Consider the following 26,729-nt stretch of genomic DNA (forward strand, 5'->3'; position numbering starts at 1 on the left):
GGGCGCCGCTGCCTGGTCGGCGGCGATGGCGGGGGCTCGGTATGAGCACGCCGGCGTCGCAGCTCACTGCGGCCCTGCACGCCGCCGGCCACGCCGATCCGGAGCACGCCGCGGCGCTGCTGGACCCGGCCGCGGAGCGAACGCTTGAGCCGTCCAAGACGGCGCGGGTCCAGCCCCCGGGCGTCGCGGGCCTTGCTGCGGAGCCCCCGCAGCAGCCCAAGCGCGGGCGGGCCGGCACGCGCCCGCGCGACGCCGGGGCACGCACGCCGGCGGAAAAGCCCCGCTACCTGATCAGCGACCTGTGCGCGGAGCTGGACAGCTATCGCTATCTGCCGCCGGAGCAGGTTTCGGAGGTCTACCGCGCCTACCTCTTCAGCGCCGAGGCCCACGCCGGGCAGGAGCGCCAGTCCGGCGAGCCCTACATCTACCATCCCATCGCCGTGGCCCGCATCCTGGCCGAGCTGCGCATGGACTATAAGTGCCTGATGGCGGCGATCCTCCACGACGTGCTGGAGGACACGGGCAAGCCCAAGTCCGAGCTCGCGGCGGTGTTCGACGACGAGGTCGCGGAGCTGGTGGACGGCGTCAGCAAGCTCACGCAGATTGACTTTCCGTCCCGCGCCGAGGCGCAGGCCGCCAACTTCCGCAAGATGATGCTGGCGATGACCCGCGACATCCGGGTCATCCTGATCAAGCTCGCCGATCGGCTGCACAACATGCGCACGCTCGGGGTCATGTCGGCGGAGAAGCGCCGGCGCATCTCCCGCGAGACGCTCGAGATCTATGCCCCCATCGCCAACCGGCTCGGCATCAACAGCCTGCGGCTGCAGCTCGAAGACCTGGGCTTCAGCCACCTCTGGCCCTGGCGCCATCACGTGCTGGAAGCGGCCGTGTGCCGCGCACGGGCGAACCAGCGCGAGCTGGTGGCCACGGTCGAGACCGCCATGCGTCGGCGCCTGGAGCAGGAGGGCATCGACGGCGAGGTGAGCGGGCGCGAGAAGCACCTCTACAGCATCTATCGCAAGATGCACGAGAAGTCGCGCTCGTTCAAAGAGATGGTGGACGTGTTCGCGTTCCGGGTCGTGGTGGACCGGGTGGACACCTGCTACCGGGTGCTGGGTCAGGTGCACAGCCTGTACCGGCCGGTGCCGGGCAAGTTCAAGGACTACATCGCGATCCCCAAGTCCAACGGCTACCAGTCGCTGCACACGGTGCTGGTGGGCCCCAACGGCGCGCCCATCGAGGTGCAGATCCGCACCGTGGACATGCACCGCCTGTCGGACGCCGGCATCGCCGCGCACTGGCTGTACAAGAACGCTGTCGAGGGCATCGGCGCCAAGGCGCTCGCCGACGACTGGCTCAAGAACCTGCTGGAGATGCAGCGCGATTCCGGCGACTCGCAGGAGTTCCTGGAGCACGTCAAGATCGACCTGTTCCCGGACGAGGTCTACGTGTTCACCCCCAAGGGCCGCATCCTGGTGCTGCCGAAGGGCGCGACGGTCGTGGACTTCGCGTATGCCATCCATTCCGACGTTGGCAACACCTGTGTGGCCGCGCGCATCGACCGCCGGCTGTCACCGCTGCGCACGGTGCTGCGCAGCGGCCAGACGGTGGAGATCATCAACGCGCCGGGCGCCAAACCCAACGCCGCTTGGCTCAACTTCGTCGTGACGGGCAAGGCGCGCGCCAACGTGCGCGGCTATCTCAAGAACCTCCAGGGCCAGGAGGCGGAGGCGCTCGGGCGGCGCATGCTGAACGCGGAGCTCGCGCGCTTCGGGCTCGATGTGGACACCATCGGCGAGTCGGTCATCGCCGTATACGCCCGCGAGGTGCACCTGGACACGCCAGCGGCGCTATTCGCCGACATCGGCCTCGGCAACCGGCTGCCGCTCCTGGTGGCACGGCGCCTGGCCGGCGCCGACAAGGCCGGCACCGAGACCGAGGTGCCCGAGGAGGGCAGCCCCAGGCGGCTCTCCATCCGCGGCACCGAAGGCATGGTCGTGAACCTCGCCCGCTGCTGCCGGCCCATCCCGGGCGATGCCATCACCGGCCTTTTCAGCCCCGGCAAGGGCATCGTCGTGCACCGCTGCGAATGCCGAAACCTGGGCGAGTTCCAGTCGAAGCGCGACAAGTGGTTGGAGGTGGAGTGGGCGGAGGACCCGAAGGCCGAATTCCAGACCGAGATCCGCGTTGAAGTCGGCAACCGCCGCGGTGCGCTCGCCACCATCGCCACGGCCATCGCCGAGCAGGGCTCGAACATCGAGTACGTGAACTCCCGCGAGAAGGACGGCATGACCTCAACGCTGGACTTCACGATCAACGTGCAGGGCCGCGCGCATCTGGCCACCATCATGCGCCGGCTGCGGCAGATCCCGCTGGTGCTGCGGATCACGCGGCTCGCGCGCTAGCGAGGCAGAGCGTCACAAGGGCCGAGGGCCGAGGATGGCTCCCTTGGCGCTTGGCCCTCGGACCTTCTGCCTTCAAGCGCCGTGTCGTCGTGACACTTGACTCAACTTGCGGCTCAGAGGAAGTTGCCGCCCACCGCACGGTAGCCGAACACGATATCGCCCTCGCGGCCGTCATAGAACTCCAGCTTGCCGATGCCATTGCGGCCATCGACGTCGAGGATCAGCTTGGCCGTGCCGCTGCTGCCGTCATCGCACCGAACCGCGAATCTGGCCTTGGTGTCGCCGGCGAACGCGTTATAGCGCCCACGGCAGAGGTTGTAGCCGTTGCTGACCGTGAACGCGGCGGCGAAGGGCTGGGAGACGTAGGTGCCGCGGTACAGATCGTCGTCCAGCACGACGACAAAGGGGCCGCCCGTGATCTGGCTCGGCGTGAAGTCGTCGTAGCGCGTGTCGGAGTAGTGCTTGATCACCGAGGTCATGCAGGTGTGCTGGTCCTGCATCTCGATGCCGCGGCAGAGGATGCGCGCGTACTCAATGGGCTCGACGTTCGTAAAGAGCAGGTTGAAGTCCACCTGCTCCTTCGTCTCGTTCGCGCAGCCGCCGAGACCTAGCGCGGCGAGCAGGGCGATCAGGGCAGAAGGGACTGGTCGGCTAGCGCGCATGGCTTTTCCCCGCGGTCGTGAGCGGCGTACCCCGGCGACCCGGAGCACACACCGCCGCAACTATACCGCAGAGGTGGAGGGAAGCCTGTGCGCGGGTGCGGGAATCCGGACGCGGGGAAACGCGGAGATCTCCCCAGAAACCGAGCGCTAACGAGCCGAAGCATCAGACCGACAAGCGCAGGCAGCACCGTGTTGCAAGCCGCGGGTGTCACCAGCGAAGTGAGGCCGAGCAGGAGTGCCTTGGCCCTCGGCCCTCGGCCCTCGGCCCTCGGCCCTCGGCCCTCGCGGCGAGCCTATGCCGGCCGCTCGAACAGATAGTGCCCCACGTACCACTCCGTGCCGTCGCGGAAGCCGAAGAACTCCGCACAGCCCATGAAGAAGAGCCGCCAGCGCATCCACCAGAGCGGCGCGTTCTCGGCGCCGTAGGTCTGTTCCAAGATCGGCATGACCTGCTCGCGCGCGGCATCCTGCTTCGCGAGCCAGGCGTTCAGCGTGCGCTCGTAGTGCTTGCCGTTCCAGCGCCAGCGATCGACCAGTTTGAGCTGGTGCTGAAAGTACAGCGGCAGATCATCGCTCGGCATGATGCCGCCAGCGAAGAAATAGTGGCTCATCCAGTCATCAGGCCCCGTGTCCTCGTAAGCGTAAGGATGCTCGCGATGGCAGAACACGTGCATGAAGAAGCGCCCGCTGGGCTTGAGCCAGCCATGCACGCGGCCGAACAGCACGCGCCAGTTGCGCATGTGCTCGAACATCTCCAGCGACACGACCCGGTCGAAGCGCCCGTCCGTAGCAAAGACGTTCATGTCCGCGGTGATGACGGTCAGGTTGCCGATGCCGCGACGCGCCGCCTCGCCCTCGATGAAGGCGCGTTGCGACGCGGAGTTGGAAACCGCCGTGAAGCGGCTGCCGGGGAAGCGCTCCGCGGCCCAGAGGCTGAAGCTGCCCCAGCCGCAGCCGAGCTCCAGCACATCTTGGCCATCGGCGATGCCCGCGCGCTCGGCGGTGACGGCAAGCGAGGCCTCTTCCGCCGCGGCCAGGTCGTCCACGCCCTCCGGCCACCAGAGGCAACTGTACTTGCGGCGCGGCCCGAGCACGATGTCGAAGAACTCGGCCGGCACCTCGTAGTGCTGCTCGTTGGCGCGCTCCGGCACCGCGGCGACGGGCGAGGCATCCATCAGCGCCAGAAAATCCCGCTTGTGCGCCCAGGCGGCCTCGGGCTCCCGGCCCGGCAGCTCGTCTGACATCTTCTTTAAGCGCTGGCGGATGCCGGCGCGCACCACCGGGTCCGGCACCCGGCCGCGTTCGACCCAGTCGAGGATTCTGGCTTCGGAAATGGGCATAGTTGCTCCCTTGTCGCTTGTGCTCTCGCAGGTTGTCCAGGTATTGCCCAAGGTGGCGCGTTGCAAGGACACCACCCCGCGAATAGGGCCGAGGGCCGAGGGCAGAGGCAGCCCTCCTCGGCCCTTGGTTCACCTGCGGCGACGACCGGATTGCGCGAGAAAGCGCTCCGCGTCCTGGTCGGTCTGAGGCTCTGCCTCCCTAGTCGTTGTCGTGGCCGACGGCCCGTGCACACCCCCGAAGCCGCATTCAGGCCAACTAGCTGCGCAAGCGCTCGAAAAGCGGCCAAAAATCCGGCCAAACAGCGGTACCGAAATCCCCGCTCACCGCTCGCAACAATCTGATATAGACGCCGATATGGGCGAGCCTGAGGCGGACAGAAAAGCGGCCAAACCAGCGGAAGCCAGCACCGGCACGCAGGCGCCGGCAGACCGTGGCGAGCCCGTCTCCGCGATGGAGCCGCTGCGCATCCCGGAGACCTCGCGCCATCGTGCCGGGCTCGCCGACCTCGCGCTGGAGCTGGCGGCAGCGGCGGCAGGCTTCCGCCGCAGCCTGCCCGAGGGCGTGCTCGCGGCGCTTGCCGATCTGGTGCGGGCGATGAACTGCTATTACAGCAACCTCATCGAGGGCCACGACACCCACTCCGTGGACATCGAGCGGGCGCTGCACGACGCCTACAGCGCCGACGCGGGCAAGCGCAACCTCCAGCTTGAGGCCCGCGCCCACATCGCCGTGCAGCAATGGATCGACGCGGGCGGTCTCGCCGGCCGTTCCCTGATCCTGGACGGCATCCGCGAGATCCATTGGCGCTTCAGCGAGTTGCTGCCGGAGGCGCTGCTGTGGACCGAGGACCCGGACAGCAGCGAGCGGCTGCACGTGCTGCCGGGGGCGCTGCGGGGGCGCGACGTGCGGGTCGGCCGCCACTCCCGTCGTCAGCCCGGGCGCCGTGCCGCGCTTTCTGGAGCGTTATGCCAGCGTTTACGTCGGCCTCGGCAAGGCCGAGGGCATCATCGGCGCCGCCGCCGCGCACCATCGGCTGCTGTGGATCCCCCCCTTCCTCGACGGCAACGGCCGTGTCGCGCGGCTGCTGTCCCACGCCCTGCTGCTGGATGCCCTGGACACGGGCAGCGTCTGGTCCATCGCCCGCGGCCTCGCCCGCAGCGTGCGCACCTACAAGGCCCACCTCGCCGCCTGCGACCTGCCGCGCCGCAACGACCTCGACGGTCGCGGACATCTCAGCGAAGAGGCCCTGGCCGACTTCACGCGGTTCTTTCTGGAAACCTGCCTGGATCAGGTCCGTTTCATGGAGGCGCTGGCCCAGCCGGAGCGCCTGCGCGAGCGCATCCTGCTGTGGAGCGACGATGCCGCCCGCCTGGGCGAGCGGCCGCCCAAGGCCGGCCGCGTGCTGGAGGCCATCCTCTACCGCGGCGAGCTGCCCCGCGGCGAGGTCCCCGACCTGCTCGCCGCCAGCGAGCGCAGCGCCCGCCGCGTCGTCGCCGCGCTCGCCGAGCAGGGCGTGGTCCACGCCGCCAGCACCCGGGCGCCGCTGCGCATCGCCTTCCCGGCCCGGCTCGCGGCGCGCTGGCTGCCCGGGTTGTTTCCGGAGGCGCCCTGACGGCATGGGCATCCGCGGTCTGCTGACCCATGCCGTCGACGACGCGGCCCAGGCGTTCTATCTGCGGCTCGGCTTCGAGGCATCGCCGCGTGCGCCGATGACCTTGATGATCACGCTGGCGGACCTGCAAGCGGCGCTCGGCAGCCCCTGTGCTTGAGCCCGGCGCCGGCGCAGACCGGACGCTGCCATGATCCCGCCACCGACCGGCAGAGGTTCGCCAGTGCGCGAGCCCCGCAGCGTCGGCGCGGCGCGTCGCGGGGCGCCCCGCACAGCGGCTGGGTCGCGCACGGCGGCGCAATCAAGTCTCCCCTCGCCGCTTCGGGCCGGCCGATGGCCGCTGCGCCGTCACAGAAAAGCCGTTGACGCGGGCGCCGGGGGGGGGGTAAGTTTTTCACCGATGTCGGCGTAAGCCAAGCCGCAGGGCACGCGTCACGGCATCGCACAGCAGCAACTCGATCCCTACCCTTTCATCTACGCGGGCGAAGCGCCCGAGGAATACACCATGTCACTTGTCTCTCCCGTTCTGCGCGGAGCCCTCTGCGCCGCCGCGCTGGTGCTCGCCGCCGGACCCGCCGGGGCCGCGCTGGTGCCGCTTGACAACAGCAACCCGGATTTCAACGACAATCTACTCAACAACGGCGACACCGCCACCGGCGGCAGCATCGTGCTGACCTTTGGCAATGTGCTGAGCGCTTACGGAGGTAACGCTGTGGGAGTGGACGGAGATGGCATCTATCTGGCAGGTGCCACGTCCTCTTATGGTACTGCCGCGACGAGCTTCAGCATCGTCTTCGACACCGATACGCTGATCGACCAGTACACGGTGGGCTATATCCAACTCGGCCCGACAGGCGGCTTTCAGCTCGCCGGCGCCAACGGCACCAGCGGTCTCAACGACATGAGCACCGTCGGCACCTTCACGTTCGACATGGGCAGCATCCCGTTCTTCGCCGCCGGGCAGATGTATACCCTGACCCACACGATCAGCGGAGGTGGATTTGTCTTGTCGGAGCTCGATTCCTTCAACATCAGCGAGTACTCCGACCCTAACCCGGCGCCTGCACCGGCCACGGCCCTGCTGCTCGCGGGCGGGCTGCTCGGGCTGCGGACGCTGCGGCGGGCGCCGCGGCGCGATTGAGCTGCAGACACCGCACGGGCGCTTGGCGGACCTCGCGACCGGGGTTGAGCCTGCCCCCGACCAGGCCGCGCCGGACCTGCTCCGGCGCGGCCTTTTTTCGGCGAGCGCGGCGGTTCTTTGCGGAGGGTCGGCCTCCGGCCGACGCTGCGCGCGGTTGTGCGAACGGGTGCGCGTCGGGTTCGCGGGCGTGTGTGCTGGGAGGTTGGGCGTTGACCTGGAGGTCAACACTCCGGCCGACACTGCTCGCATGTGCGCGAACGATTGGGGCGGGCTCGCGGGCAGTTGTCGCGGTTGGCTCGTGTTGACCTGGAGGTCAACACTCCGGCCGGCACTCCGGCCGGCACTCCGGCCGGCACTCCGGCCGGCATTCCGGCCGGCATTCCGTCCGGGGGGTGAACACCGCGGAGCGGTGTCATGAGACGGCGCCGAGGGTCCAACTCGCCTAGACCCCGCGGCGGCGGCCTGGCGGTTCGCGCTTCGGCGCTTGCCACGGGTCGACCACCGCGACGCCGGCCATGTCGAATTCACCCGTGTTCCTGGTCACGACCGTGAGCCCATGGCGCGCGGCGCTGGCGGCGATCAGCACGTCCGGATGGCTGAAGGTGTGCCCGCGCTTGCGGCCCGATTCGATGATGAGTCGCCATTGCAGCAGGGTGAGCTCACACAGCGGCAGGACGCGACCCGCGAACATCGGGCGCAGGCGATGGTCGAGCCAGTGGGTCAGCGTGGCGCGGCGCTCGGGGTCGTCGAGCAGCTCGATGCCGTAGCGGATCTCGGCGAAGCTGACGGTGCTGACGTGGAGCCGGTGCAGGGGCAGGCCCGCGACGAAGTCCACCACCGCGGGTGCCGGTTGCTTGCGCCGAAGCTCCGAGAGGACGTTGGTGTCGAGCAGCCAGCCGCTCACAGCTCGACAGCGCGCACCGGGCCGCGCGTCGGCGGATGCTCGAACTGCACGTCGTCGAGGTCGGCCTCCGCCAGCAGGCGGATGAGCGCGTCACCCGTTGGCTCCCCCCGCAGGCGCCGATAGTCCTCCGCGGACAGCACGACGGCCCTCTCCTGACCGTTGACGGTCACGCGCTGCGGGCCTGCCTCGTTCGCGAGCCGCACGACCTCGCTGAAACGGGCCTTGGCGTCCTGGAGCTTCCAGGGGCCGCGCCCGTCGGCGATCTCTAAAGGAATGTCGTTCATGTCGGAACCTACGCATCTGGTCAGCATGACCAGATGCTAGCCCAGGACAGGTTTGACAGCAAGCTATTGGGGGGCAGGCCGGGCGCTTCGCAGCCTGGTCCCGCGGCCGAGCCGAGCACGCGCCGAGCGGGCCGCTCGTCCGTTGCGCGTCGCCACGAACGCCGCGCGTCAGCCCCGCAGCACCCGTCCGCTGCGCCCGTCGCGGATGGTGGAGGGCTTCGGGTGCGCGCCGCAGCGCCCGGCAACAAGCAGGTCCGGGGCGTCGCGCAACTGGCGGCGCACGTCGAGCGCGGTGCGGGCCGCGGGCAGATCGCTCAGGTTGGCGCTGGTGGAGACGAGCGCGCCCGCGCCGATGTGGCTGCCGTAGCGGGCCGCCGCGCGGCAGAGGGCGGCGGCCGCGGGGTGGCCGGTGACGCGCACGGCGAGCGTGTCGTGCTTGCCGGTGAGCCACTGCGGCGTCTCCGGGCGGGCGGGCAGCAGCCAGGTGTTGGGGCCGGGCCAGCTTGAGCGGATCTCGGCCATGCGCTCGACGGGCAGCGGCTCCACGTACGGCAGCAGCGCGCCGAAGTCGGCAGCGATGAGGATGAGGCCTTTGTCCATGTCGCGACGCTTAATCTCGAGGATGCGCAGCACGGCGTCCGGGTCCAGCGGGTCGCAGCCCAGGCCGAAGACGGCCTCGGTGGGATAGGCGATGACGCCGCCGCCGGCGACGACGCGGGCGGCCTCACGCAGGCCGAAAGGGCTGGTGCCGACGGTGCGCATGATCAGGGGCTCTCGTGGCAGGCTCTTCTCGTTGTCGTTGCCGTTGGCCGTTGGCCGTTGCCGTTGCCGTTGCCGTCCGTTCGGATAGGCGATGACGACCGCGCTGACGACAACGAGGGCAAACAGTCTCGGGATCGCCGCGGCGCAGCCCTAGGTACTCGTCTGATCCACCGCCTCCACCTCGGCCGCGTCGGCCGGCGCGGCATAGCCGCACTCCTTCTGCGGGCAGACCTTCTGCGCGCCCTTGGTCTTGGTGACCTTGAGCGTCAGGATGGGCCAGCCGCACTGCGGGCAGGGCTCGGGCAAGGGCTGGTTCCAGACGGCGTAGTCGCACTTGGGATAGGTGGAGCAGGAGAAGAAGATCTTGCCGCGGCGCGACTTTTTCTTCTGCAGCGTGCCCTCGCCGCACTTGGGGCAGGTCACGCCGGTATCGACTGGCTTCTCCAATGGCTCGATGAAGCGGCACTTGGGGTAGGCGGTGCAGCCGATGAACTTGCCATAGCGCCCGCGCTTGATGGCGAGCTCCGAGCCGCACTCGGGGCAGTTTCGGCCCTCGACGATGGTCGGCTCCTCCTTCTCGCCCTTGCCCTCATCGATGTTGCGCGTGTACTTGCACTCGGGATAGTTGGTGCAGCCGATGAAGAAGCCGTTGCGCCCGAGCCGCTTGGAGAGCGGCCCGCCACACTCGGGGCAGGCTTCGTCGATGCTCTCCTGCGTCACGTCCTTGCGCTCGACGTTCTCTTGCGTGTGATCGAGGCGGTCCTTGAACGGTTTCCAGAACTGCTCCAACAGCGGAATCCAGTCTTCCTCGCCGCGGGAGACGGCGTCGAGCTCGTCCTCCAGCTTGGCCGTGAAGTCGTAGTCCACGTAGGACGTGAAGTGCTCGGTGAGGAACTTGTTGACGATGCGCCCAACGTCCGTCGGCGTGAAGCGCTTTTTCTCCAACAGCACGTACTCGCGCTCTTGCAGCGTCGAGATGATGGATGCGTAGGTGGACGGCCGGCCGATGCCGAGCTCCTCCAGTGCCTTCACCAAGGATGCCTCGCTGTAGCGCGGCGGCGGCTCGGTGAAGTGCTGCTCCGGGCGGATCGCGAGGAGGTCCACGACCTGGCCCTCGGTCATATCGGGCAGCATGCGCTCCTCGTCGTCGTCGGCGCCGGTGGCGTCGTCGCGACCCTCGATGTAGACGCGCATGAAACCGGGCTCGGCCACCATGGAGCCGGTGGCGCGGAACAGGTTGCCGGCCCCGGCGGACAGATCCACGGCCACCTGGTTGATCAGCGCATGCGCCATCTGGCAGGCGATGGTGCGCTTCCAGATCAGCTCATAGAGCTTGGCTTGGTCCGCGCTCAGGTGCGCCTTGATGTCTTTCGGCAGGTTGCGGATGGACGTCGGCCGGATGGCCTCATGGGCCTCCTGCGCATTCTTGGACTTGGTCTTAAAGGCACGCGGCGCCTCGGGCACATACTTCTTGCCGTAGCGCTCGCCGATGTAGTCCCTAAGCTCCGCAACGGCCTCCTGGGCCAAGTTCACGGAGTCGGTACGCATGTACGTGATGAGGCCGACCGCCCCCTGGCCGATGTCCACGCCCTCGTAGAGCTGCTGCGCGGTGCGCATGGTGCGCTGGGTGGTGAAGCCGAGCTTGCGCGCCGCCTCCTGCTGCAGCGTGGACGTGATGAAGGGCGGTGCCGGGTTGCGCTTGCGCTGCTTGCGCTCGACCTGCTCGACGCGGAGCTTGCCGTCGGCCGCCTGCATCAGTGCGGCCTCCACGACCCGGGCGCGCTCCTCGTCCGCGATGGTGAACTGCTCGACCTTCTCCCCGCCGAACAGCGTGAGCTTGGCCGTGAAGGGCTTCTGGCCGAGTTGCTCGTCCGGCGCCGTGGCGTCCGCCTCGACGGTCCAGTACTCCTGGCTGTTGAAGGCCTCGATCTCCAGCTCCCGCTCGACGATGAGGCGCAGCGCCGGGCTCTGCACCCGCCCGGCGGAGAGACCGCGCCGCACCTTCTTCCACAACAGCGGCGACAGGTTGAAGCCCACGAGATAGTCCAGCGCGCGCCGTGCCTGCTGGGCATTGACCAGGTCATGGGAGAGCTGGCGCGGGTTGGCGACGGCGTCCTGCACGGCGCGCTGCGTAATCTCGTTAAACACGACGCGGTACACCGGCCGGTCGCCGAGCAGATTGCGGTCATGCAGCAGCTCGTAGAGGTGCCAGGAGATGGCCTCGCCCTCGCGGTCGGGGTCGGTCGCGAGATAGAGCACGTCGGCCTTCTTCAGGAGCTTCGAGATGGTCGCGACGTGCTTCTCGTTGCGGTCGATGACCTGGTACTTCATCTCGAAGTTGTGCTCCGGGTCCACCGCGCCCTCCTTGGGCACGAGGTCGCGCACGTGCCCGTAGGAGGCCACGACCTCGAAATCGGGACCCAAGTACTTCTTGATGGTCTTGGCCTTGGCGGGGGATTCGACGACGACGAGGTGCATGAAGGGTTCCGAGGCGGAGTCGCGGGGCGGCTAAGCAGATACGAACAACCGAGGCCGCGTCAAGGTGGGGTTTCTCCGCGCCTGGCGTCAAGGCGCAACAAAGGCGGCGGCGCAGGCTGCCGGGAGGCACTGTCCGTGCGGGCTTCGGCGCGGCCCTGGAGGGCCGCCGGAGCGGCCGGGTCGGGGCTCGGCGGCGGTCCGGGCCGATGCCCCGGCCGGGGCTTGCCGCAAGCGTTGCGTGACGCCAGATCAGTGCAGTAGCGCGGGGGCGTCGCTGTAGATCAGCTCTTCCATCTGGCTGTGGGCTGATTCCCGACCGGGGCGCCCCATCAGCACCAGCAGCACGACCCACTTCAGCTCCTCGACGCTCACCGCACTCTGCTGGAGGGCCATGGCACGGTCGATGACGAGCTCGCGGCTGAGCGCGTCCAGGATGCCGCTCTGTTCCAGGAACAGCAGCAGCCCGCGCGCCTCGATGTCGAGCTTCGCACACTCGCCGGCGGTGTAGACGCGCATAGCACCGGCGTCGCGGGGCGGATACTCCGTGGCATCCATGCGCGCTGCGAGCTCATCGAGCCAGATCAGCGCATGGCTGATCTCGGCGTTGGAAAAGCCGGCGCGGGAGAGCTCAACCTCGAGCTCATCCTGGTCGATGTCCGGCCGGGTGGCGCCGTCCAGATAGTTCTCGTAGAGGTAGATCAGGACGTCGACCATGCTCTCGTTCATGCTGACTCCTTCGTCGGCCAGGACGGGAAAGCGCTGCCTTTGGTGGGGGGCGGCAGCCGCGGCGGCTCAGGCGCCGGGATTATCGCCGGGATCATCGCCGACGCGGGTGGCGCGCAGGCTGTAGCGCCCGCCGGGATGGGATTGCACCCGGCCCTGCAGCTCCAGCAGGAGGAGCATCGAGGCGATTTCGTACGCCGGCAGGCCGGTGCGGGCGATCAGGTCGTCCGGGGACGTGGGATCATACCCCATCCCGGCGAGAAGCCTCTTGTGATCGTCATCAAGTGGGGCACGCGCGAGCTCCGAGGCGCCGGACGGAATCGGCAGGATGAAGCCCGATGTATCGGCGTGCTCGTCCAGATAGGCACCGAGCTGCGGGCCGATCTCCTCCAGGATCTGCGTGGCGCTGTCCACGAGCTTCGCACCCTGGCGGATCAGCGCATGGCAGCCGCGCGCCAGCGGATTGTGGATGGAACCGGGCACGGCGAAGACCTCCCGCCCCTGCTCGCTCGCGAGCCGTGCAGTGATCAGCGAGCCGCTGCCGAGCGCGGCCTCCACCACCAGCGTCCCCAGGCTCAGGCCCGAAATGATGCGATTGCGCTGCGGAAAATGGCTGGCGTGCGGCCCCGTACCGGGCAAAAACTCGCTGACCAGTGCGCCCGTGGCCGCGATGCGTCGCGCGAGGTCGCGGTGCGCCGCCGGATACACCCGATTCGGCCCGGTACCGAGCACGGCGATGGTGCGCCCGGAGCCAAGGGCGCCCTCGTGCGCGGCGGCGTCGATGCCGAGGGCGAGACCACTGGTGATGACCAGCCCGAGCCCGGCGAGATAGGCCGCGAAGTCCCGCGCCGTCTCCATGCCCCCGACCGTGGGATTGCGGCTGCCGACAATGGCGATCTGCGGCTCTTGCAGCAGGGACGCATCGCCGCGCACGAACAGCAGCGGCGGCGGTGCGGCCAGCTCCAGCAGGCGCCGTGGATAGAGCGGTGCGTCCGGCGTCAGCAGATGCGCGCCGTCGTGCTCGACCCAGTCCAGCGCGAGCTGCACGCGCTCGGCGTCCGGGGTGCCGATGGCGGCGATGGCGGCGGTGGGGATGCCCGCGTCCCGTAGCGCGGCGCGGCTCGCCCGGCGCGCCTCCGCCGGGCTGCCGAAGCGCTCGATAAGCTGCGCGATGCGGCGCGGGCCGACGCCCGGCGCCAGTGCCAGGGCGAGCCAGTCGGTGAGCCGCTCGCGCTCGTGGGCGCTCATGCGCGGGGGCGCCGCCATGACGAGCCCCGGCGGTGGCCGGCCGGCCTCTGCGGCGCCGCGCTGCTCATGGCGTGCGCGGTGGCGCCACGATCTCGCCGACGAACATCGGGCGATTCGCGAACATCACCAACGCGAAGCTGACCTTCGGGAAGACGCGAAACACCATCAGCGTGCCGGAACGGGAATCCGGCACGATGTATTGATCCCAGCCGCGCGAGGCGCGGCGGTGCAGCGGCAACGGGGCGTTCGGGTCGGGCTTGTTCTCGACCCAGCCGTCGAGCTCCCAGTCGCCGAACCAAAAGGACGTGTCGGCCGGCGATTCGTTGCGCCAGTTCCAGTCGGTGCGGCGCGTACGCACCGGATCCCGGCGCAGCTCGCCGCCGCTGTAGATGTCGAAGACATGGCCCACCGCGACGCCATCGCGCGCACCGCGGTTCAGCGCGACCACATCGTACTGCCCGATCTGCGTCACGCCGTTCAGCACCGCCATGATCTTGCCGCGCAGGCTCGCCGGGGCCGGCACCGGGAAGAAGCTGCGGATGGGCTCCTCGTCGCGCGCCGGGCGCACGCGGTCGCCGATGCCGACCTCCATGTAGGAGCGCGTAATGACCAGGGTGGCCGGATCGCCCAGGCGCTCCAGCCGCGCCGTGGCCACCGACGCCGCCTCGAACCCCAACAGCTCGTTGGTGTCCGGGTCGCGGTAGGCCGGCCCCGGGCGCAGCACCTCCCAGCGGTCATCGCTGGCGCTCAGGATGCTGCGCACGAACACCGTGTTGCCGATGCCACCGATGAGCTGTTCCTCCGGGAAGCCGACGACGTAGGGCGCCGCGTCGATCTCCGTCGCATCGGTGATCACCGGGCGGGACAGGAACGGCGCCACGGCGTTGAGCGGAATGGCCGGAATCTCCCGGTCCAGATCCGACACGCGCACCCGCGGCGAGAGCTTCACGGTGCGCATGCCGCCGCTCGCGCGCTCGGCCCGGCGGATGCGCGCGTTGCCGCTGGAATAGTCGACGACGAGGACGTCGCCGGGGTAGATGCGATTGGGGTTGCCGACGCCGGGGTTGGCCTGCCAGACCTCGCGCCAGCGCCAGGGCTCGTGCAGGTATTGCTCCGCGATCTCCCACAGCGTGTCCCCGGGCTGCACGACATAGGTTTCCGGGTGGCCGTCGCGCAGCGGCCCGTCGGCCGCGCTCGCCGCGCCGAACAGCAGGGACAGCAGGGACAGCAACAACAGCGCGAGACCGGTGCGCCGGGAGCACGGACCACGCCGGCGCAGCAACGGCGCGGCCGTCGGCGCGTGAACGGCGTGGCACACGGACGTGTCGATAGTCATAGCGACTCCTGCGAGCCGGGCCAGGCCTGCACCGGGCAGCGCGCCGGCGGGGCAGCCGGCCGGTTCCTCGCGTTGCAAGCGGCTGGCCTGAAAGCCTTTTCCGACCCTTTGAGCCGAGCCGGCCCGCCCCATCTGTTGGTGTATGATGCGCATAGTAGCGCAATCGACAAACCTTGTGCCCTGAATCAACACTATTGCGTAAATCCATGGCCAAACTGGAAATCCTGACCTTTCCCGACGATCGACTGCGCCGCCGTGCAATGCCGGTGGAGCGCGTCGACGCCGACATCGTCCAACTCGTCGACGACATGCTGGAGACCATGTACGCCGCCCCCGGCATCGGGCTGGCCGCCATCCAGGTCAATGTGCCGAAGCGCGTCATCGTCATCGACACATCCGACGACAAGGACCAGCCCCTGGTGCTCATCAACCCGGAGATTCTGGAGCGCACCGGTGAAGAGCAGATGGAGGAGGGCTGCCTGTCGGTGCCGGGTTTCTACGAGAACGTGACCCGTGCCGACAGTGTTCGCGTCCGCGCCCTCGACCGCAACGGCAACCCCTTCGAGCTGGAAACCGACGGCCTGCTCGCGGTCTGCATCCAGCACGAGATCGACCACCTCGAGGGCAAGCTCTTCGTGGACTACGTCTCGTCGCTGAAGCGCCAGCGCATCCGCCGAAAGCTCGAAAAGGACCGCCGCCAGGCCGCGCCCGCCCCGGCGGAAGGCCGCCGGCAGGCCATCTGAGCCGGCCCGCCGCCGCCGGAGTCCGCGCACACGTCGGAGCGGGGCAGCCCGCTCCGCCCGCCCGCGCCGGTCGCGCCCCGCCCGCAGCCTGAGTCCCCCATGTCCCCGGCACGCATCCTCTACGCCGGCACGCCCGAGTTCGCCGTGCCGGCACTGTCCGCGCTCATCGACAGCGGCCACAACCTGGCCGCCGTCTACACGCAGCCCGACCGGCCCGCCGGCCGCGGGCGCCAACCCGCCGCTTCGCCCGTGAAGCAGCGCGCGCTCGCCGCGGGCTTGCCGGTGTGCCAGCCCGCGACGCTGAAGGCGCCCGCAGCCCTGGCCGAGCTCGCCGCTTGGGACGCCGACCTGCTGGTGGTGGCGGCCTACGGCCTGATCCTGCCGCAGGCGGCGCTCGACGCACCTCGGCTCGGCTGCGTCAACATCCATGCATCGCTCTTGCCGCGCTGGCGCGGGGCGGCGCCGATCCAGCGCGCACTCCTCGCCGGCGACAGCGAGACGGGCGTCAGCATCATGCGCATGGAGGCGGGGCTCGACACGGGGCCCGTGTACCGCTTCGCGCCGCTCGCCATCGCCCCGGAAGACACGGGCGGGAGCCTGACCGCACGGCTCGCGGAGCTCGGCGCCACGGCCCTGCTCGATGCCCTGCCCGGCATCCTTGACGGCAGCCTCGCGCCGGCAGCGCAGGACCCGGCCGCGGCCACCTACGCCAAGAAGCTCACCAAGGACGAGGCCTGGATCGACTGGAGCCGGCCCGCGGCCGAGATCGAGCGCGCGGTGCGCGCCTTCGACCCCTGGCCCGTCGCGCAGACCCGCCTCGGCGATGAGGTGCTGCGCCTGTGGGGCGCGACGCTACCGGCGCCGGCACCGAGCGCGAGCGCGAGCGACGAGCCGGGCCGCGTGGCGCAGAGCGGGCCGGACGGCATCGACGTGGTCACCGGCGACGGCCTGCTCCGCATCACGGCTCTCCAGGCGCCGGGGAAGCGGCGCATGGCGGCACGCGAGTTCGTCAACGCCCGCCGCCTGGACGGCGCCCTGCTTGGCTGAACAGGGCAGCCCCAAGGCCGGCCGGCCGCAACCCTCGGCGCGCCCCGGCCAAGCCCGGCGCCCGACCGGCCCCTCCGGCACGCCCCCGGCCGGCGCCGCCGTGCGTGCCGCCGCCGCCCGCGTGGTGCACGCGGTGCAGGTCGAGGGGCGCTCGCTGACGACGGCGCTGGCGGCGGTCGAGGGGGCGCTGCCCGCCCGGGATCTAGCCCTATTGCAGGAGCTCTGCTACGGCACGCTCCGGCTGCTACCGCGGCTGCATGCGCTCATCGCTATACTGCTGACGCGGCCGCTTCGCCGCGCAGACAGGATCCTGCAGGCGCTCATGGCGGTGGGTTTGTACCAGCTCGTCTCCACCCGCATCCCGGCGCACGCCGCCGTGGCGGCGACCGTCGCCGCCACGCGGACGCTGGAGCGCCCGCGCGCCGCGGGGCTCGTCAACGCGGCGCTGCGCCGCTTCCAGCGCGAAGAGGCAGCGCTGCTCGCGCGCGTCGGCCACGACGATGCCGACCCGGCACTGTTCCCGGACTGGCTCGTCGGGCGCCTCAAGGCCGCCTGGCCCGAGCACTGGCGGCAGATCATCGCGGTCAGCAATCAGCGCCCGCCCATGACGCTGCGCGTGAATCTGCTGCGTACCAGCCGCGCTGAGTACACGGCGATGCTCGCCAACGCCGGCTTCACCGCGCGCGAGCTGCCGGGCCTGCCCGCCGCGCTGATGCTCGACGAGCCCGTGCCGACGCGCCGGCTGCCCGGGTTCGCAGACGGCCTGGTGTCGGTGCAGGATGCCGCGGCGCAATGGGCCGCGGCGCTGCTCGACCCGCGGGCGGGCGAGTCCGTGCTCGACGCCTGCGCGGCACCGGGCAACAAGACGTCGCATCTGTTGGAGCAGGCCGGCGGCGGGCTGGATCTCACCGCGGTGGACCTGGACCCGGACCGGCTCGCCCCGCTGCGCGAAAACCTGGCGCGCCTTGGGCTCGGCGCCCGCGTGCTCGCCGCCGACGCACGCGCCGCCGCCCCCGACTGGCCCGGCGCGCCCTATCACCGCATCCTGCTCGACGCCCCCTGCTCCGCCACCGGCGTCATCCGCCGGCATCCCGACATCAAGTACCTGCGCCGGGACTCGGACATCGCCGCGCTGACCGCGACCCAGGACGCGATCCTCGCCGCGCTGTGGCCCCTGCTGCGGCCCGGCGGCCGGCTGCTGTACGCCACCTGCTCGGTGCTGCCGGACGAGAACCAGGCGCGCGTGCAGGCCTTCCTCGCTGCGCACCCCGACGCGCACGCGGTGGCGCTGGGCCTGCCGGACGCGCTCGCCTGCGCGCCGGGCGTGCAATTGCTGCCCGCCGCACACGGCGGCGACGGCTTCTACTTCGCGCTGCTGGAGCGCCGGCCGTGAGGCGGCGCCGGCACCGCCTGCCGGCGCTGCTGGCGGCCCTGTTGCTGCTGCTGCCGTGGGCGTCGGCGGCGACGCGGGACTTCGCCGTCGAAAATGTCGAAACCCGCCTCGCGGACGGCACGCTGGTCATGGACGCCAATGTCCGCTACGAGTTCAGCGAGCGCGCGCTGGAGGCGCTCGACAACGGCGTGCCCCTCACCGTCGAGGTGCACTTGCAGGTGCGCGCCGTCGGCGACTGGATCTGGCGGGAGAGCCTGTTGGACCGCCGGCTGCGCTACCGGATTCGGTACAGGCCGCTGTCGGAGCGCTATCTGGTCTCGCAGTTGCCGGGTGAAGCCGGCCGCACCTATGTGACCCGCGATGTGGCGCTGACGGCGCTAGGCGAGCTACGCGGTATCCCGCTCTTGAGCCCCGAGCGCCTCGCGCCCGAGCAGGATTACGAGCTGCATGTGCGCGTGTCGCTGGACGTCGAGGAGCTGCCGCTGCCGTTGCGGCCCATGGCGTACCTGTACCCGTCCTGGAAACAGTCCAGCAAGTGGACCGCATGGCCCCTGCGCCCCTAGGCCGGCCGCCGCGCCGGGTCTGGCGGCACCCAGGCACCATCGTGGTCGGCCTGCTGCTGCTCGCGCTGCTGGTGGCGCTGCACCTGATGAGCAGCGCCGTGCAGAACTCCGATGCGCTGAGCCGGGCCTTCGTGCCGCTGCTGCTGGTGGTGCTCGCGGGGCTCGCGGCGCTGCTTGCGATGGTGGGCTTCAACATCGTGCGCCTGGTCAACCAGCGCCGGCGGGGCGCACCGGGCTCGCGGCTTACAGCGCGCATCGTGCTGTTGTTCGCGCTGATCTCGCTGTTGCCGGTCGGCGTCGTCTACTACTACTCCCTGGGCTTTCTGCTGCGCGGCATCGACACCTGGTTCGACGTGGAGATCGACAGCGCCATGGCCGACGCGCTGACGCTGAACCAGGCCTCGCTGGACCTGAACCAGCGCGTGCTGCTCAAGTACAGCCAGCAGATCCTGACCGGCATCGAGGACCGCTCCGCCACGGCGCTGACGCTGGCGCTCGATGAGCTGCGCCGCCAGGCCGGCGCGCTGGAGCTGACGCTGTTTGAGCCGAACGGCCAGGTCATGGGCACCGCCATCGACGACCCGACCCAGCTCGTGCCGGACCACCCCGGGCGCGAGGTGATGCAGGGCGTGCGCATGGGCGTCGACTACGTGGCGCTGGAACCCACCGCCGACGGCACCCTGGTCGTGCGCGTGCTCGTCAACGACCCGCGCGGACGGCGCCTGATGATGCAGGCAATCTTCCCGACCTCGGCGCGCATCGACGAGCTGGCCTCGGGGCTGGAAGACGCCTACAACCGCTACACGGAGCTGTCTTACCTGCGCCGCTCGCTCAAGCTAAGCTTCTCGCTGACGCTGTCCCTGGTGCTCGTCTTCGGCCTCTTGGCAGCGTTGCTCGCGGCCTTCGGCACGGCGCAGCGGCTAGTGGCGCCGGTGGCGGACATCGCCCGCGGCACGCGCGCCGTCGCCGACGGCGACTACGAGCAGCAATTGCCGCTGCCGTCGCAGGACGATGAGCTCGCGTTTCTGGTGGCGTCGTTCAACGCCATGACCCGGCGCATCGCCCAGGCCCGCGACCAGGCGGCGCAGAGCCAGCGCGCCGTCGAGGAACAGCGGGCCTATCTCGAAACCGTGCTCGGGCGCCTATCGAGCGGCGTCATCGCCTTCGCCGATGACCTTAGGCTCATGACCATGAACCCCGCGGCGCGCCAGATCCTCAAGATCCCGGGCCATGAGGAAGAAGGCCGCGCGTTGGCAGCGCTGGAGCACGTCTATCCGCGCCTTGCGCCCTGGGGCGATGCCATCCGCCGCCATGTGCCCACCGGCAGCGACTGGCGCGAAGAGGTGACGCTGCTCGGCGCGGACGGCCGACAGGTCCTGATGTGCCGGGGCAGCCCGCTGCCCGCCGCCGAGGTCGGCCAGTCCACCGGCCATGTCGTGGTGTTCGACGACATCACCACGCTGATCCGCGCCCAGCGCGACGCTGCCTGGGGCGAGGTCGCCCGGCGTCTGGCGCACGAGATCAAGAATCCGCTGACGCCCATCCAGCTCTCCGCCGAGCGGCTGCGGCACAAGCTCCTGGGCAAGGTCCCGGAGGCCGAGGCGCGCATTGTGGACCGCGCGACCCACACCATCGGCCAGCAGGTGGAGGCCATGAAGGCCATGGTGAACGACTTCGCCAGCTACGCCCGTACGCCCGAGATGCAGGACGAGCCCTTCGCGGTCGACACCCTGATCGGCGAGGTCCTGGAGCTCTATCAGGCCGCCCGGGTCAAGATCCGCGCCGAGCTGGGCGCACCGGAGGCGAAGATCCGCGGCGATTCCAAGCGCCTGCGCCAGGTCATCCACAATCTGCTGAAGAACGCCATCGAGGCGCTGGAGGCCCGCACCGACGGCTGGGTGCGGGTGAGCACGGGCTATGCCTTCAGCGCAGACACGCCCTGCGTCGAGATCGACATCGAGGACAACGGCGGCGGCATCGATCCTGCCCTGCTGGATCGGCTGTTCGAGCCCTATGTCACCTCCAAGACCAAAGGCACCGGCTTAGGGCTCGCCATCGTCAAGAAGATAATTGAGGAACACGGGGGTATCATCGCAGCGGAAAACGCGGGACAGGGGGCTCGCTTCACGGCCAGGCTGCCCGTGTGGCGCGACGCGCCCGCCGCGTCATTGAGGCCGCTGCGGCGGGCAGGAGAAACATGAGTGCCACCCACATCCTGGTCGTCGACGACGAGCCGGACATCCGCGAAACGGTGCAGGACATCCTCGAAGACGAGGGCTACGTCGTCACCAATGCCGAGAACGGCGAGGCGGCGCGCCATGCGCTGCGCGAGCGTCGGCCGGACCTCATGCTGCTCGACATCTGGATGCCGGACTTGGACGGCATCAGCCTGCTCAAGGAATGGGACGAGGACGAGGGCCTGCCCTGCCCCGTGATCATGATGTCCGGCCATGGCAACGTCGAAACCGCCGTGGAGGCGACGCGCCTCGGCGCCTACGACTTCCTCGAAAAGCCGCTGTCTATGGCCAAGCTCCTGCTCACGGTGGAGCGGGCGCTGGAGGCGGACAAGCTCGCGCGTGAGAACGTCGGGCTGCGCCGGCGCGTGCCGCTGGTGCAGGAGCCCGCCGGGCGCTCGGCGTCGATGCAGCGCCTGCGCGAGCAGGTCAAGCGCATCGCCCAGCACGACACCTGGGTGCTGATTACCGGCGAGCCGGGCAGCGGGCGCGAGACCTTCGCGAGGTTTTTGCACTCGCAGAGCGCGCGGCGCGAGCGCCCGTTCATCGATTTGGGCGTCTCGGCCATCACCCGCGGCAACGCGGCGCGCGAGCTGTTCGGCAGCGAGGAAGACGGCCACCTGCACTACGGCAGCCTGGAGCAGGCCGCCGGCGGCACGCTGCTCTTGGACGAGGTGGCGGACATGGACCTCGAGGCCCAGGGCCAGCTCTTAGGCGCACTCGACACCGGCTCCTTCCTGCGCGTCGGCGGCAGCGACCCGGTGCGCATCGATGTGCGCATCATCGCCGCGACCCAGCGCGATCTGAAGGAAGAGGTCCGCGCCGGCAGCTTCCGCGAGGACCTGTTCTACCATCTCAATGTCGTCCCGCTGCAGGTGCCGGCGCTGCGCGAGCACGCCGAGGACATCCCAGACCTCTTGAGCTACTACGTCGACTACTTCGCGACCCACGAGAAGCTGCCGTATCGGCGCTTCAGCGTCGGCGCGCAGAATTTCCTGCGCAACTACACCTGGCCCGGCAACGTGCGCGAGCTCAAGAATCTGGTGCAACGCGTGCTGATCCTCGGCGCTGGCGACGAGATCGCGCAGACCGAGGTGGAGACGGCGCTGGGCTCGACCCCGCCGGTGCTGACGCAGCCGCTGGAAGGCCTGGTGTCGTTCGACCAACCGCTGCGCTCCGCGCGGGAGCAGTTCGAGAAGGCGTATCTCGAATACCAGCTCGAAAAGCACGCGGGCAACGTCAGCAAGATGGCGAAGGAGGCGGGCATGGAGCGGACGCACCTCTACCGGAAGCTCCGTTCCCTCGGCATCGAGATCAAGGAGCGGCGATGAATCAGGATCTGGGATCTAGGGGCGAGGAGCTAGGGGTTCGCGCTCCGCCACAACAACCGGATTTCCTAGCTCCTAGCCTGCCTAGCTCCTAGCAACTCATGAAAATTTTGATTCTCGGCGCCGGCCAAGTAGGCACCTCGGTGGCCGCGAACCTGGTCAGCGAGGCGAACGACATCACCGTCGTCGACACCGATGCGCAGCGCCTGCGCGAGCTCGCCGACCGCTTCGATCTGCGCACGCTGCAGGGTCATGGCGCCCATCCGGACGTGCTCGCCCGCGCCGGTGCCGAGGACGCGGAGATGATCATCGCCGTGACTAACAGCGATGAGACCAACATGATCGCCTGCCAGGTGGCCTACACGCTGTTCCACACGCCGACCAAGATCGCCCGCGTGCGCTCGCCGAGCTTCATGGAGCAGGACAAGCTGTTCGGCCCGGGGGCGCTGCCCATCGATGTGCGCATCAGCCCCGAGCAGTTGGTGACGGACTACATCCTGCGGCTCATCGAGAACCCGGGCACCCTGCAGGTGACGGACTTCGCCGGCGGGCGCGTGCGCCTAGTGGCGGTGCGCGCCTACTACGGCGGGCCGCTGGTCGGACACGAGCTGCGCACGCTGTACGAGCACATGCCGCATGTGGATACCCGCGTCGCGGCCATTTATCGCCACGACCGCGCCATCCAGCCCGAGGGCAACACCGTCATCGAGGCCGACGACGAGGTGTTTTTCGTGGCCGCACCAAAGCACATCCGCTCGGTGATGAGCGAGCTCAGGCGGCTGGAGAAGCCCTACAAGCGGCTGATCTTCGCCGGCGGCGGCAACATCGGCGCGCGGCTTGCCAGGGCTACCGAGAAGCACTACCGGGTCAAGGTCATCGAGCGCGACCTAGAGCGCTGCAAGCACATCGCCGAGACCCTGGAGCGCACCATCGTGCTGCACGGCGACGCCGCCGACGAGGAGCTGCTGCTGGAGGAGAACGTCGAGGATACCGATGTCTTCTGCGCCGTCACCAACGACGACGAGGCCAATATCCTGTCTGCGATGCTCGCCAAGCGGCTCGGCGCGCGCAAGGTCATGGCGCTGATCAACCGCACCGCCTACGTGGACCTGGTGCAGGCCGGCCCCATCGACATCGCCATCTCGCCGCAGCAAGCCACCATCGGCAGCCTGCTCAAGCACGTGCGCCGCGGTGACGTGGTGATGGTGCACTCGTTGCGGCGCGGCGCCGCCGAGGCCATCGAGGCCATCGCCCACGGCGACGAGGGCTCCAGCAAGGTCGTCGGCCGTCCCATCGAGGCCATCAACCTGCCGAAGGGCACCACCATCGGCGCCGTCGTGCGCGGCGACGAGGTGGTCATCGCCCACCACGACACGGTCGTCGAGCCGGAGGACCACGTGATCCTGTTTCTGCAGGACAAGCTGCGGGTGCCCGAGGTCGAGAAGCTCTTTCAGGTCGGCGTGACGTTCTTCTGATCCGGCACGGCAAGCGTCGCCGCCGCCCCCGCAGCTGGAGTCAACAATCGGATGCACTGGCGCGCGATTCTTCGGCTGCTCGGTATCCTGCTGCTCATCTACAGCGCGAGCTTCGTGCCGTCCGGCCTCGTCTCGCTCGGCTACGCGGACCAACAATGGCCGGCATTCGCCGCGTCGCTGCTCATTGCCGCAACGGCCGGCGCCGTGCTGTGGCTGCCCAACTTGCGCTGCCGCAACGAGCTCTCGGTGCGCGACGGCTTTCTGGTCGTCACGCTGTTCTGGGCGGTGCTCGGCGTGCTTGGGGCGCTGCCCTTCATGCTCGCGCTGCACTGGGGCATCGCGGACGCAGTCTTCGAGTCCATGTCCGGCTTCACGACGACCGGGGCGACCGTCGTCGCGGACATCGAGGCCCTGCCGCCGTCGATTCTCTATCACCGCCAGCAAATTCAATGGCTCGGCGGCATGGGCGTGATCGTGCTGGCGGTGGCCATCCTGCCGCTGCTCGGGGTCGGCGGCATGCAGCTCTACCGTGCCGAGACCTCCGGCGTCGCCAAGCACGAGAAGCCGACGCCGCGCATCTCCGAGACGGCGCGCGCGCTCTGGGCGCTCTACTTTGCGCTCACGGCGGCCTGCGCGCTCTGCTTCTGGGTGGCCGGCATGGGGCCGTTCGATGCCATCGGGCACGCCTTTGCCACCGTCTCCACCGGCGGCTTCTCGACCTACAACGCCAGCATCGGCCACTTCGACAGCGTCGCCATCGAGGTGATCGCAATCGTCTTCATGCTCGCGGGCGGCATCAATTTCGCCGTTCATTTTATCGCCTGGCGCAAGCGCAGCCCGGGCGCCTACATCGCCGATACCGAGTCGGTCGCCTTCGTCGCGATCTTTGCCGGCGGGACGCTCCTCATCGCCGCCAGCCTATACGCGGCGGACGCCTATGGATCGGCGCTGGAGTCGCTGCGCTATGCGAGCTTCCAGGCCGCGTCGGTGCTGACCAGCACCGGTTTCGGCACCGCCACCTTCGCGGCCTGGCCGTTGCACATTCCCATGCTGCTGGTCGTGCTGTCGTTCACCGGCGGCTGCGGCGGCTCCACCGCGGGCGGCATCAAGGTGCTGCGGGTGCTGATCCTGGCCAAGCTCGGGCTGCGCCAGCTCAAACAGCTCGCCCATCCGCATGCGCTGATCACGGTCAAGGTAGGGCAGCGGCCGATCATGGAGGATGTGCTGTTCTCGGTCTGGGGCTTCTCGGTGCTGTATGTGCTGGTGAGCCTGCTGCTCACGCTGGCCATGATGGCCGCCGGGCTCGATATGGAATCCGCGTTCGGAGCGACGGTTGCAACCATCAACCTGCTCGGGCCGGGCCTCGGTGAGGTCGCAACCGACTTCGCCCATGTCAACGATGCCGTCAAATGGCTCGGCGCCTTCGGCATGCTCGCCGGGCGGCTTGAGATCTTCACGCTCTTGGTCCTGTTCGTGCCTGACTTCTGGCGTCACTGACAAGGCCGCACCGCTCGTCACGGGGCCTCGCGGTAGCAGTCAACGATCCTACTCTCACCGAGAACGCCGCCCGCAACAATGCTCAAGCGCTTCACGGCCGTACAGAAGGTACTCGGCCTGCTGCTGATGGTGTTCAGCGTCACGATGCTACCGCCGGCGGCGGTGGCGCTCGTCTTCGGCGACGGCGGCGGTATGCCGTTCATCTACGCGTTTCTCGTCATCCTCGGCGCCGGCGGGTTCATTTGGTTGCCGGTGGCGCGGGGGCGCGAGGATCTGCGCCTGCGCGATGGCTTCCTGGTGGTGGTGCTGTTCTGGGTCGGGCTCGGACTGGCCGGGGCGCTGCCCTTTCTGCTCTCGCCGCAGCCCGAGCTGTCGCTGACGGACGCGGTGTTCGAGTCCATGTCCGGCCTCACGACGACGGGCGCGACCGTCATCGTCGGCATCGACGACTTACCACATTCCGTGCTCTGGTACCGCCAGCAGTTGCAATGGCTGGGCGGCATGGGGATCATCGTGCTGGCGGTGGCGGTGCTGCCGATGCTCGGCGTCGGCGGCATGCAGCTCTACCGCGCGGAAATGCCGGGGCCGATGAAGGACACCAAACTGACGCCGCGCATCACCGAGACGGCGAAGGCGCTCTGGTACATCTATGTCTGGCTCACGGTGGCCTGTGCGCTGGCGTACTGGGCCGCGGGCATGACGCCGTTCGACGCCATCGGGCATGCCTTCAGCACCGTGGCCATCGGCGGCTTCTCCACCCACGACGCGAGCATCGGCTGGTACGACAGCACGCTGATCGAGATGATCGCCGTGGTCTTCATGCTGCTCTCCGGCGTCAACTTCGCCCTGCACTTCGTCGCGGTGCGCCGGACCGACCCGCGCATTTACTGGCAGGACAGCGAGTTCCGCTTTTATATCTTCCTGCTTGCGCTCACGACGCTCATCGTCACCGTGGCGCTCTTCACCACCGACACCTACCTCAACTGGGGAGACGCCTTCACGCTGGGACTGTTCCAGGTCGTGTCGGTGGGCACGACGACGGGCTTCACGACGGCGCAGTTCTACGACTGGCCGCCGTTCGTTCAGATCCTGCTACTGTTCCTCGCCTTCGTCGGCGCCTGCGCGGGCTCCACCGGCGGCGGCATCAAGGTCATCCGCTTCCTGTTGCTCATCAAGCAGGGCGTGCGTGAGATCGGGCGGCTCATCCACCCAAGCGCGCAGTTGCCGGTGCGGGTCGGCAACAAGGTCATCAACCATCGCGTCGTCGATGCGGTCTGGGGCTTCTTCTCGCTGTACGTCGCGACCTTCGTGATCATGTACCTGGCACTCGCCGCCACGGGGCTCGACCTGATCACCGCCTTCTCCGCGGTCGCCGCGTGCCTGAACAACCTGGGGCCGGGACTCGCCGATGTCGGTGCCCACTACGCGGACATGCACGACCCGGGCATCTGGATACTGACCTTCGCGATGCTGCTCGGGCGGCTCGAGATCTTCACCATCCTGGTGCTGCTGACGCCGGCGTTCTGGCGGCGGTGAGGCTTGGCGGTGGTGTG

The 26,729-nt window shown here is 69.2% G+C and carries 23 protein-coding genes; 13 read left to right on the forward strand and 10 right to left on the reverse strand.

What is annotated here, in order from left to right; all coding sequences use genetic code 11:
- Positions 1-41 precede the first annotated feature (41 nt).
- Positions 42-2,408 (forward strand): bifunctional (p)ppGpp synthetase/guanosine-3',5'-bis(diphosphate) 3'-pyrophosphohydrolase, encoded by a 2,367-nt coding sequence (locus tag ML01_RS10990; protein WP_082674165.1) that lies wholly within the window; start codon positions 42-44, stop codon positions 2,406-2,408.
- A 113-nt stretch (positions 2,409-2,521) separates the two neighbouring features.
- On the opposite strand, the gene ML01_RS10995 is transcribed toward ML01_RS10990, so the two are convergent.
- From ML01_RS10995 to ML01_RS30550, 3 genes are all read right to left on the reverse strand, one after another.
- Complete coding sequence (locus ML01_RS10995; protein WP_058555443.1) at positions 2,522-3,070, reverse strand: hypothetical protein; 549 nt, start codon at positions 3,068-3,070, stop codon at positions 2,522-2,524.
- 293 nt (positions 3,071-3,363) lie between these two features.
- A complete protein-coding gene (locus tag ML01_RS11000) occupies positions 3,364-4,410 on the reverse strand; it encodes a cyclopropane-fatty-acyl-phospholipid synthase family protein (RefSeq protein WP_058555444.1) in 1,047 nt (348 codons plus the stop codon).
- Positions 4,411-4,666: 256 nt separating this feature from the next.
- Positions 4,667-5,332: a hypothetical protein gene (locus ML01_RS30550; RefSeq protein ID WP_254045219.1), complete on the reverse strand. Its 666-nt coding sequence runs from the start codon at positions 5,330-5,332 to the stop codon at positions 4,667-4,669.
- A 22-nt stretch (positions 5,333-5,354) separates the two neighbouring features.
- Here ML01_RS30550 and ML01_RS30555 point away from each other — a divergent pair, with 22 nt between their 5' ends.
- The 3 genes from ML01_RS30555 to ML01_RS11010 all read left to right on the forward strand — a co-directional run bounded on the left by ML01_RS30555 (position 5,355) and on the right by ML01_RS11010 (position 7,161).
- Positions 5,355-6,023, forward strand: a complete 669-nt coding sequence (locus ML01_RS30555; protein WP_254045220.1) for a Fic family protein — start codon at positions 5,355-5,357, stop codon at positions 6,021-6,023.
- A gap of 4 nt (positions 6,024-6,027) precedes the next feature.
- The gene (locus ML01_RS28640; RefSeq protein WP_156427662.1) at positions 6,028-6,180 is read left to right on the forward strand and encodes a hypothetical protein; all 153 of its coding nucleotides are present in this window, start codon (positions 6,028-6,030) and stop codon (positions 6,178-6,180) included.
- Positions 6,181-6,525: 345 nt separating this feature from the next.
- Entirely contained in the window at positions 6,526-7,161 is a 636-nt protein-coding gene (locus ML01_RS11010; protein ID WP_156427663.1) for a hypothetical protein, read from the forward strand.
- A gap of 442 nt (positions 7,162-7,603) precedes the next feature.
- Here the strand turns inward: ML01_RS11010 and ML01_RS11015 are convergent, their stop codons facing one another.
- The 7 genes from ML01_RS11015 to ML01_RS11045 form a co-directional block, all read right to left on the reverse strand.
- Positions 7,604-8,065 (reverse strand): type II toxin-antitoxin system VapC family toxin, encoded by a 462-nt coding sequence (locus tag ML01_RS11015; protein ID WP_058555446.1) that lies wholly within the window; start codon positions 8,063-8,065, stop codon positions 7,604-7,606.
- Positions 8,062-8,349: a type II toxin-antitoxin system Phd/YefM family antitoxin gene (locus tag ML01_RS11020; RefSeq protein ID WP_058555447.1), complete on the reverse strand. Its 288-nt coding sequence runs from the start codon at positions 8,347-8,349 to the stop codon at positions 8,062-8,064. Before ML01_RS11020 ends, ML01_RS11015 begins: the two co-directional genes overlap by 4 nt.
- Positions 8,350-8,517: 168 nt before the next feature.
- Entirely contained in the window at positions 8,518-9,111 is a 594-nt protein-coding gene (locus tag ML01_RS11025) for an L-threonylcarbamoyladenylate synthase (RefSeq protein ID WP_058555448.1), read from the reverse strand.
- 150 nt (positions 9,112-9,261) lie between these two features.
- Complete coding sequence (gene topA, locus ML01_RS11030) at positions 9,262-11,589, reverse strand: type I DNA topoisomerase (RefSeq protein ID WP_058555449.1); 2,328 nt, start codon at positions 11,587-11,589, stop codon at positions 9,262-9,264.
- A gap of 249 nt (positions 11,590-11,838) precedes the next feature.
- Positions 11,839-12,315, reverse strand: coding sequence for a DUF494 family protein (locus ML01_RS11035; protein WP_058555450.1), 477 nt, complete (start codon positions 12,313-12,315; stop codon positions 11,839-11,841).
- 66 nt (positions 12,316-12,381) lie between these two features.
- Positions 12,382-13,560, reverse strand: a complete 1,179-nt coding sequence (dprA, locus tag ML01_RS11040) for a DNA-processing protein DprA (RefSeq protein WP_058555500.1) — start codon at positions 13,558-13,560, stop codon at positions 12,382-12,384.
- Positions 13,561-13,624: 64 nt separating this feature from the next.
- Complete coding sequence (locus ML01_RS11045; RefSeq protein WP_082674167.1) at positions 13,625-14,896, reverse strand: LysM peptidoglycan-binding domain-containing protein; 1,272 nt, start codon at positions 14,894-14,896, stop codon at positions 13,625-13,627.
- A gap of 206 nt (positions 14,897-15,102) precedes the next feature.
- Here ML01_RS11045 and def point away from each other — a divergent pair, with 206 nt between their 5' ends.
- The 9 genes from def to ML01_RS11090 all read left to right on the forward strand — a co-directional run bounded on the left by def (position 15,103) and on the right by ML01_RS11090 (position 26,712).
- Positions 15,103-15,639: a peptide deformylase gene (gene def, locus ML01_RS11050; RefSeq protein ID WP_058555451.1), complete on the forward strand. Its 537-nt coding sequence runs from the start codon at positions 15,103-15,105 to the stop codon at positions 15,637-15,639.
- A 99-nt stretch (positions 15,640-15,738) separates the two neighbouring features.
- Positions 15,739-16,686 carry a methionyl-tRNA formyltransferase gene (gene fmt, locus ML01_RS11055; protein WP_058555452.1) on the forward strand — a complete coding sequence of 316 codons (948 nt, stop codon included), beginning with the start codon at positions 15,739-15,741 and terminating at the stop codon, positions 16,684-16,686.
- 100 nt (positions 16,687-16,786) lie between these two features.
- Positions 16,787-18,079, forward strand: a complete 1,293-nt coding sequence (rsmB, locus tag ML01_RS11060) for a 16S rRNA (cytosine(967)-C(5))-methyltransferase RsmB (RefSeq protein ID WP_058555502.1) — start codon at positions 16,787-16,789, stop codon at positions 18,077-18,079.
- Entirely contained in the window at positions 18,076-18,642 is a 567-nt protein-coding gene (locus ML01_RS11065; protein WP_058555453.1) for a DUF4390 domain-containing protein, read from the forward strand. Before rsmB ends, ML01_RS11065 begins: the two co-directional genes overlap by 4 nt.
- Complete coding sequence (locus ML01_RS11070) at positions 18,624-20,843, forward strand: ATP-binding protein (RefSeq protein WP_058555503.1); 2,220 nt, start codon at positions 18,624-18,626, stop codon at positions 20,841-20,843. Before ML01_RS11065 ends, ML01_RS11070 begins: the two co-directional genes overlap by 19 nt.
- The gene (locus ML01_RS11075; RefSeq protein ID WP_058555454.1) at positions 20,840-22,207 is read left to right on the forward strand and encodes a sigma-54 dependent transcriptional regulator; all 1,368 of its coding nucleotides are present in this window, start codon (positions 20,840-20,842) and stop codon (positions 22,205-22,207) included. The genes ML01_RS11070 and ML01_RS11075 overlap by 4 nt, the downstream gene beginning before the upstream one ends.
- Positions 22,208-22,305: 98 nt before the next feature.
- On the forward strand, positions 22,306-23,679 hold the full coding sequence (gene trkA / locus ML01_RS11080; RefSeq protein ID WP_058555455.1) for a Trk system potassium transporter TrkA: 1,374 nt from the start codon (positions 22,306-22,308) through the stop codon (positions 23,677-23,679).
- A gap of 51 nt (positions 23,680-23,730) precedes the next feature.
- The gene (locus ML01_RS11085; RefSeq protein WP_058555456.1) at positions 23,731-25,176 is read left to right on the forward strand and encodes a TrkH family potassium uptake protein; all 1,446 of its coding nucleotides are present in this window, start codon (positions 23,731-23,733) and stop codon (positions 25,174-25,176) included.
- Positions 25,177-25,254: 78 nt separating this feature from the next.
- Positions 25,255-26,712 (forward strand): TrkH family potassium uptake protein, encoded by a 1,458-nt coding sequence (locus ML01_RS11090; RefSeq protein WP_058555457.1) that lies wholly within the window; start codon positions 25,255-25,257, stop codon positions 26,710-26,712.
- Positions 26,713-26,729: the final 17 nt, after the last annotated feature.

This window comes from Thiohalocapsa sp. ML1, from assembly GCF_001469165.1.
Taxonomy (GTDB): domain Bacteria; phylum Pseudomonadota; class Gammaproteobacteria; order Chromatiales; family Chromatiaceae; genus Thiohalocapsa.